This window comes from Methylibium sp. (assembly GCF_013817365.1).
Taxonomy (GTDB): domain Bacteria; phylum Pseudomonadota; class Gammaproteobacteria; order Burkholderiales; family Burkholderiaceae_C; genus Methylibium.
The window spans coordinates 1-6550 of the sequence record NZ_JACDCU010000219.1; the positions used below are offsets into that span (position 1 = coordinate 1).

Below are 6550 nucleotides of genomic sequence, written 5' to 3' on the forward strand. Positions count from 1 at the left end.
CGAGTTCTTCTTCATCGAGATGAACACGCGGGTGCAGGTCGAGCACCCGGTTACCGAACTGGTCACAGGCATCGACATCGTGCAGATGCAGATCCGCGTGGCCGCCGGCGAGAAACTGCCGTTCACTCAGCGCCAGATTGCCATGCGCGGCCACGCAATCGAGTGTCGGGTGAACGCAGAGGACCCGTACAAGTACACGCCCTCGCCCGGGCGCATCACCACTTGGCATCCGCCGGGCGGCCCGGGGGTGCGGGTCGACTCGCACGCCTACACCAACTACTTCGTGCCGCCGCACTACGACTCGATGATCGGCAAGATCATCTGCCATGGCGACACCCGCGAGCAGGCCCTCGCGCGCATGCGCACGGCCCTGCGCGAGACAGTGATCGAAGGCATCCTTACCAACGTGCCGCTGCACCGCGAGCTGATGGTCGATGCCAAGTTCATGGATGGCGGCACCAGCATCCATTACCTCGAAGGCTGGATGAACCAGCGCAAGCGGTGATGGGCCTAGACGCACCGGCGGCCGCGTCTCGGTGCCGCGCGGCACGAGGGCTGACGGCCAACGCATCGTCGCAGCAGCCCGGCAGGCGCTGAAGAGATCATGGTCGAGCTGCTGTTGCTGGCCCAGGAAAGCCAGGTCGAACGCCTGTCCGACGCCCTGGTCATGGAGCTCGATGCGCTCAGCGTTTCGGTGGAAGACGCCGATGCCGACACGCCTGCCGAGGACGCGCTGTTCGGCGAACCCGGCCTGCCCGCGCCGAAGGAAGGCTGGCAGCGTTCACGGCTCGCGGCGCTGTTCGCCGACGACAGCGCAGCGACCACTGCCGCCGCGCTGCTGCTGTCGCAGGAGTGGGCCGGCGGCGTCCAGGTCCAGGCGATCCGTCCGGTGGCCGAGCAGGATTGGGTTCGTCTAACGCAAGCGCAGTTCGCGCCGGTTGAGATCACTCCGGATTTCTGGATCGTGCCGTCCTGGCATGCCGCGCCGGCCGCCGCCACGAAGGTGCTGCGCCTGGACCCTGGGCTGGCGTTCGGCACCGGCACCCATCCGACCACACGCATGTGCCTGCGCTGGATCGCCGAGCATGCCGATGCCCTGCACGGCTCGCGCGTGCTCGACTACGGCTGCGGCTCCGGCATTCTGGCCATCGGCGCAGCCCTGTTCGGCGCCGGGGCGATCGACGCGGTGGACATCGACCCAGCCGCCGTGCAGTCGACGCGCGACAACGCGCAGGCCAACGGCGTGCCTTGCATCAACGCCGGGCCGCCGGAGCTGGCCGGAGCCGCCTGCGGCGCGTATCCGCTGGTGCTTGCAAACATCCTCGCCACACCGCTCAAGCTGCTGGCGCCGCTGTTGTCGGCGCACGTGGCGCCGGGGGGCCGCCTGGTGCTTGCCGGCATTCTGGAACGCCAGGCGCAAGAGCTTCAGAAGGCGTATGCGCCGCGGCTGTCCCTGAAAGTGGCGGCTTCGGACGACGGCTGGATCCTCATGACGGCACGGCGCGCCGCGTTCGGCCGCGACTGAGCCGGCAAGGTACTGATGGCATCATCTCGCGCATGAGCCTCGCGACCCGCTGCACCGCCTGCGGCACGATCTTTCGGGTCGTGCAGGATCAGCTCAAGGTATCCGAAGGCTGGGTGCGCTGCGGCCGCTGTCAGGAGGTTTTCAACGCGCTCGAAAGCCTGTTCGATCTGGAGCGCGAGGCGCCTCCGCAGCGGCTGATCCGTCCCGCCGCGCCGAGTGCGACCGAGGTAGCGGCGCGCGCCGTCGAAGAATTCATCGCCAGCCAGCAACCGCCGCTCGGGGCTTCGCCTCAAGACGAAGTGCCGGCAACGCACGAGGACGACGCGATCGAATCGCGCTTCTTCTCGAAGCCCCTGCAGAACGAAGCCCGGAGCGACGACGCCGATTCCGAGCACCCGGATTTCGCCGATGCGCGTTTTCCGAGCGAGTTCCCGCTCGATGCCGTGCTGGACGATGACGCCGGCACCTCGCGCCCGGAGCCCGCCGAAGCCGCACCGAAGGAGCCGAGCGTTTCGCTTCGCCAGCGCTGGCGCGAACGCCACGCGCATCGCGAGCGCGAAAAGATGAGCTCGCTGTTCGAAACTTCCATCGACGACACGCCCGCCAACCCGGGGCCGAGCACGTCGGTGCTTTACGAGCTGCCGCCCGGCGTCGCGCCGGGCTTCGTGCGCCAGGCCGAAGACGCCGCGCGCTGGCAGCGCCCCCGGGTGCGCGCCTCGCTCGTTGTCGCCGGGCTGCTGCTGCTGGGCGTGTTGTCGGTCCAGGTCGCCGTGCAGTTTCGGGACACCATCGCCGCCCACCGGCCGGACGCACGGCCGGCGCTCGAAGCCTTGTGCGACGTGATGGGCTGCAACATCGGGCCGCTGCGCCGGCTCGCGGCGCTGACGGTTGAAGCGAGCGGCCTCACCCAGGTCGAAGGCAGTTCAGCCTACCGCCTGAGTCTGAGCTTGAACAACCGCGGCTCGGTGGCCGTGGCGCCGCCGACGATCGAATTGGGCCTGACCGACAGCAGCGGCGCTCTGATCGCTCGGCGCGCACTGCTGCCGAGCGACTTCCGCGTCAGCAGCGGCGGGGGCTCGATCGACGCAATGCAAGCGCTCGCACCCGGAACCGAGACTCAGTGGCAGGCGCTGCTGAGCACCGGCGATGCGCGGGTGAGCGGCTACACCGTCGAACTGTTTTATCCCTGAGGTTTTCCTTCGACGGCCGCCGCCTGCGGTGGCGTCCTCGCTTTCCTTCGATTTCAAGCGGAGTTGTCTCACCATGCCAGCCCTGATCTGCGGTTCTCTCGCTTTCGACACCATCACCACGTTCCCCGGGCGCTTCGCGCAGCAGATCCTGCCCGAGCAGATTCACATCCTGAACGTGTCCTTCCTGGTGCCCACGCTCAAGCGCGAGTTCGGCGGCTGCGCCGGCAACATCGCCTATACGCTGCGTGCGCTGGGCGGCGAGCCGGTGGTGCTGGCCGCCCTCGGTGCGGATGACGGCGACGACTACCTCGAACGCCTGCGCGGCTGGGGTGTGAGCACCGAACACGTGAGCCGCATCGAGAACAGCTACACCGCGCAGGCGATCATCATCACCGACCAAGACAACAACCAGATCACCGCCTTCCACCCCGGCGCGATGCAGTTCGCCGAGCGGGCTGCGGTACCGGCGCGCGCTGATCTTGCGCTCGCGATCGTGGCGCCCGACGGGCGTGACGCGATGCTGCAGCACGCGGAGCAGCTCGCCGCCGCCGGCATTCCTTTCGTGTTCGATCCGGGGCAGGGCCTGCCGATGTTCGACGGCGCCGAGCTGCGTCGCTTCGTCGAGCAGGCCAGCTGGGTCGCGCTCAACGACTACGAAGCGCGCATGCTGTGCGATCGCACCGGCTCGAGCCTGGAGGAGCTGTCGTGTTCACACCTGCGCGGCTTGGTCGTCACGCTCGGCGCCGACGGCTGCCAGGTCTGGGAGCAAGGCCGCGTGCAGCACATTTCGGGCGTGGCCGCGAGCGCAGTGGTCGATCCCACCGGCTGCGGCGACGCCTTTCGCGGCGCGCTGCTCTACGGCCTGGAGCGCGGCTGGCCGCTGTCGCGTTGCGCCGAACTCGGCAACCGCGTCGGTGCCATCAAGATCGCGAGCCCCGGACCCCAGAATCACCTGATCGACCGCGCCGCGCTCGGCCTTTGAACGCCCGACACACCGTGCTCGACTGCACACCGGCGCGGACACTGCGCTTGCAGCCTTTGCAGGCCGAGGCGGATATCACGCCGGCATGCCGCGGCCCTTGCTATCTTCGGCGCAAGCCGAGCGAAGGACGCGTCGGCGCTCGCCGAGGTCCTTGCCGATGAACCCGATCACCTGGCTGCTTTTGATTTGCACCGCACTCGCGCTGGTGGCGTTCACCTGGTGGGGCAGCATGTGGTGGTACGGACGCAAGCTCGGCGTTCTCCAGCAACGGCTCGACAAGACGCGAGAAGTGGCCACTCAGCATGTGGGCCAGGCGCGGCGCCAGATCGCGCAGTTGCAAAAGGAACTGGTGGCCCGCCCGCCGCTCAGTGAACTGGAGTGCAGCGCACGCGACGCCGCAGCCGCGGCAAAATCGCGCCGGGCGGCGCTCGACCTGAGTCTGGACCAGTCAAGGCCATCGCGCCTGCCGTCGCACGGCTTTGCCGACACGCAGCCGCTCTAGCGGTTTGCGTTTGCCCGGCCTCACGGCGACTCCCGCACTCGTAAACTAAAAAACCCGGCCGCAGCCGGGTTCTCAAACTCGAAGAACGTCCTTCCTCAGGGCTTGGTGCCCGTGGGAAAAGGCCAAGCCGCTTGTGGGCTGAGCGTGGTCTTGGCGGCCGGAGCCGCTGGCTTGGCAGCAGGCGCGGCAGGGGCCGCCGGAGCCTTCTTCGCAGCCGGCTTTTTCGCTGCTTTCTTGGCAGCCGGCCGTTTGGCCGCAGCCTTCTTGGCGGGCGCCTTCTTCGCTGGTGCCTTCTTCGCTGCCGCTTTCTTCGCGGGAGCCTTCTTGGCAGCAGTCTTCTTCGCCGGCGCCTTGCGGGCGACCTTCTTGGCCGCAGCCTTCTTCGCCGGTGCCTTCTTGGCCGCAGCCTTCTTCGCAGGAGCCTTCTTGGCAGCGACCTTCTTCACCGCAGCCTTTTTCGCCGGGGCTTTTCTGGCCGGAGCCTTCTTCGCCGCAGCCTTCTTGGCCGGCGCCTTCTTCACAGCCGCCTTCTTGGCCGGAACCTTCTTCGCCGGGGCCTTCTTGGCCGCAGCCTTCTTCGCAGTTGCCATCACGATTCTCCTTGATCAAGTTGCAAGAACACCGCACCGCTCGAGCGGCACGGAGATTCACTGCCCATGGGGCTGCCTTGGAGAGACGCTCCGGTGCAGTGAATGGGGTCGTGGGCAATGCGCTGCGCTTTTCGCGTCTGTCGCCTCACCCACAAATCTTGATTCGTTGTTGTCGATCCTTCGTCATGACCTGCGCGGCGGGCCGCGAAAGGCGATTCAGTCCCACGAGAGCGCGCCACCGGACTGGTATTCGGTGACGCGGCCTTCGAAGAAATTGGTCTCCTTCTTCAGATCGATCATTTCGCTCATCCACGGAAACGGGTTTTCCTCGTTCGGGAAAAGCTCCTCCAGGCCGATCTGCGTGGCGCGCCGGTTCGCGATGTAGCGCAGATAGCCCTTGAACATGGATGCGTTCATGCCGAGCACGCCGCGCGGCATGGTGTCTTCGGCATAGCGGTATTCGAGCTCGATGGCCTTGAGGAACAGGGCCTTGATCTCGGCCTTGAACTGCAGCGTCCACAGGCCCGGGTTCTCGAGCTTGATCTGGTTGATCAGGTCGATGCCGAAGTTGCAGTGCATCGACTCGTCGCGCAGGATGTACTGGTACTGCGTGGAGGCCCCCGTCATCTTGTTCTGCCGGCCCAGCGCGAGGATCTGCGTGAAGCCGACGTAGAAGAACAGGCCTTCCATCAGGCAGGCGAAGACGATCAGGCTCTTGAGCAGCGTGCGGTCGTTCTCTAGCGTGCCGGTGTGGAAGTGCGGGTCCATGATCGCCTCGATGAAGGGGATCAGGAACTCGTCCTTGTCGCGGATCGACGCGACCTCGTGATAGGCGTTGAAGATTTCGGCCTCGTCGATGCCGAGCGACTCGACGATGTACTGGTAGGCGTGGGTGTGGATCGCCTCCTCGAAGGCCTGGCGCAGCAGGAACTGGCGGCATTCGGGCGCGGTGATGTGGCGATAGGTGCCCAGCACGATGTTGTTGGCGGCCAGCGAATCGGCGGTCACGAAGAAGCCGAGGTTGCGCGTGACGATGCGCCGCTCGTCGGGCGTGAGGCCGTTGGGGTCGCGCCAGGTCGCGATGTCGCGAGACATGTTGACCTCCTGCGGCATCCAGTGATTGGCGCAGGTGGCGAGGTACTTCTCCCACGCCCACTTGTACTTGAACGGCACCAGCTGATTCACATCGGTCTGGCCGTTGATGATGCGCTTGTCGGCCGCGTTGACGCGGCGCGCTTTTTCGATCGGCTTCGCTTTGGTCTCGCTCTTCGAAGGCGGCGGAACGTCGAACAGGGCAGCGTCCGAATCGGACGAAGGTGCGGAATTCAGCGGTGACGTTTGTGTGGCCCGGGCATCGCGCGGCGATGAGGGCGAGTGGCTGTGCGCGGCATCAGCAACAGCAGTGGAGCGAGCGTCGTCTTCCCAGACCAGCATGGTGTGTTTCCTGTGTGTGGAATTATCGGAGTGTTGTGTTCAAACACAAAGCACTAGTTGACATTGCGGCGGCGAAGTTGTTGCGGTGTCGCATCGCAAACTTCGTTGCTGGGTGCATGCGATGCATCGTCGAGCGTTCGTTGCAAGGCGTGTGCGACGCAGTGCAGCGCATGCATGTGCAGCACTGCGTCACGGTCGGACTGCAACGCGGAGCCTGTCAGATATTTCGTGTGTGAGGCATAGCATGATCACAAGGAGCATCTATGCCAAGCAGGACGAAGAAGGTTGCTACGAGCATGGCGGCGCTGCCGTCGATACCCAAGGAGC

General features: G+C 66.0%; 6 protein-coding genes and 1 pseudogene. 5 read left to right on the plus strand and 2 right to left on the minus strand.

All coding sequences use genetic code 11. From position 1 onward, the window contains the following. The 5 genes and pseudogenes from H0W38_RS13530 to H0W38_RS13550 all read left to right on the plus strand — a co-directional run. Positions 1-505, plus strand: a pseudogene (locus tag H0W38_RS13530) (acetyl-CoA carboxylase biotin carboxylase subunit); the annotation flags it as partial. Positions 506-604: 99 nt separating this feature from the next. Next, entirely contained in the window at positions 605-1525 is a 921-nt protein-coding gene (gene prmA, locus H0W38_RS13535; protein WP_292454882.1) for a 50S ribosomal protein L11 methyltransferase, read from the plus strand. A 32-nt stretch (positions 1526-1557) separates the two neighbouring features. Beyond that, complete coding sequence (locus H0W38_RS13540) at positions 1558-2715, plus strand: zinc-ribbon and DUF3426 domain-containing protein (RefSeq protein ID WP_292454883.1); 1158 nt, start codon at positions 1558-1560, stop codon at positions 2713-2715. A gap of 73 nt (positions 2716-2788) precedes the next feature. Continuing rightward, positions 2789-3697, plus strand: coding sequence for a carbohydrate kinase family protein (locus H0W38_RS13545; RefSeq protein WP_292454886.1), 909 nt, complete (start codon positions 2789-2791; stop codon positions 3695-3697). A gap of 157 nt (positions 3698-3854) precedes the next feature. Next, on the plus strand, positions 3855-4199 hold the full coding sequence (locus H0W38_RS13550; protein ID WP_292454888.1) for a hypothetical protein: 345 nt from the start codon (positions 3855-3857) through the stop codon (positions 4197-4199). 95 nt (positions 4200-4294) lie between these two features. On the opposite strand, the gene H0W38_RS13555 is transcribed toward H0W38_RS13550, so the two are convergent. Together H0W38_RS13555 and H0W38_RS13560 are read right to left on the minus strand one after the other, a co-directional pair. Then, positions 4295-4789, minus strand: a complete 495-nt coding sequence (locus H0W38_RS13555) for a histone H1-like DNA-binding protein (RefSeq protein WP_292454889.1) — start codon at positions 4787-4789, stop codon at positions 4295-4297. Positions 4790-5005: 216 nt separating this feature from the next. Next, positions 5006-6223 carry a ribonucleotide-diphosphate reductase subunit beta gene (locus tag H0W38_RS13560; RefSeq protein ID WP_292454892.1) on the minus strand — a complete coding sequence of 406 codons (1218 nt, stop codon included), beginning with the start codon at positions 6221-6223 and terminating at the stop codon, positions 5006-5008. Between the last annotated feature and the right edge of the window lie 327 nt (positions 6224-6550).

Coding starts and splice junctions, on each gene's coding strand:
- prmA (WP_292454882.1), top strand. CDS start 605: ATGGTCGAGCTGCTGTTGCTGGCCCAGGAAAGCCAGGTCGAACGCCTG.
- H0W38_RS13540 (WP_292454883.1), top strand. CDS start 1,558: ATGAGCCTCGCGACCCGCTGCACCGCCTGCGGCACGATCTTTCGGGTC.
- H0W38_RS13545 (WP_292454886.1), top strand. CDS start 2,789: ATGCCAGCCCTGATCTGCGGTTCTCTCGCTTTCGACACCATCACCACG.
- H0W38_RS13550 (WP_292454888.1), top strand. CDS start 3,855: ATGAACCCGATCACCTGGCTGCTTTTGATTTGCACCGCACTCGCGCTG.
- H0W38_RS13555 (WP_292454889.1), bottom strand. CDS start 4,789: ATGGCAACTGCGAAGAAGGCTGCGGCCAAGAAGGCCCCGGCGAAGAAG.
- H0W38_RS13560 (WP_292454892.1), bottom strand. CDS start 6,223: ATGCTGGTCTGGGAAGACGACGCTCGCTCCACTGCTGTTGCTGATGCC.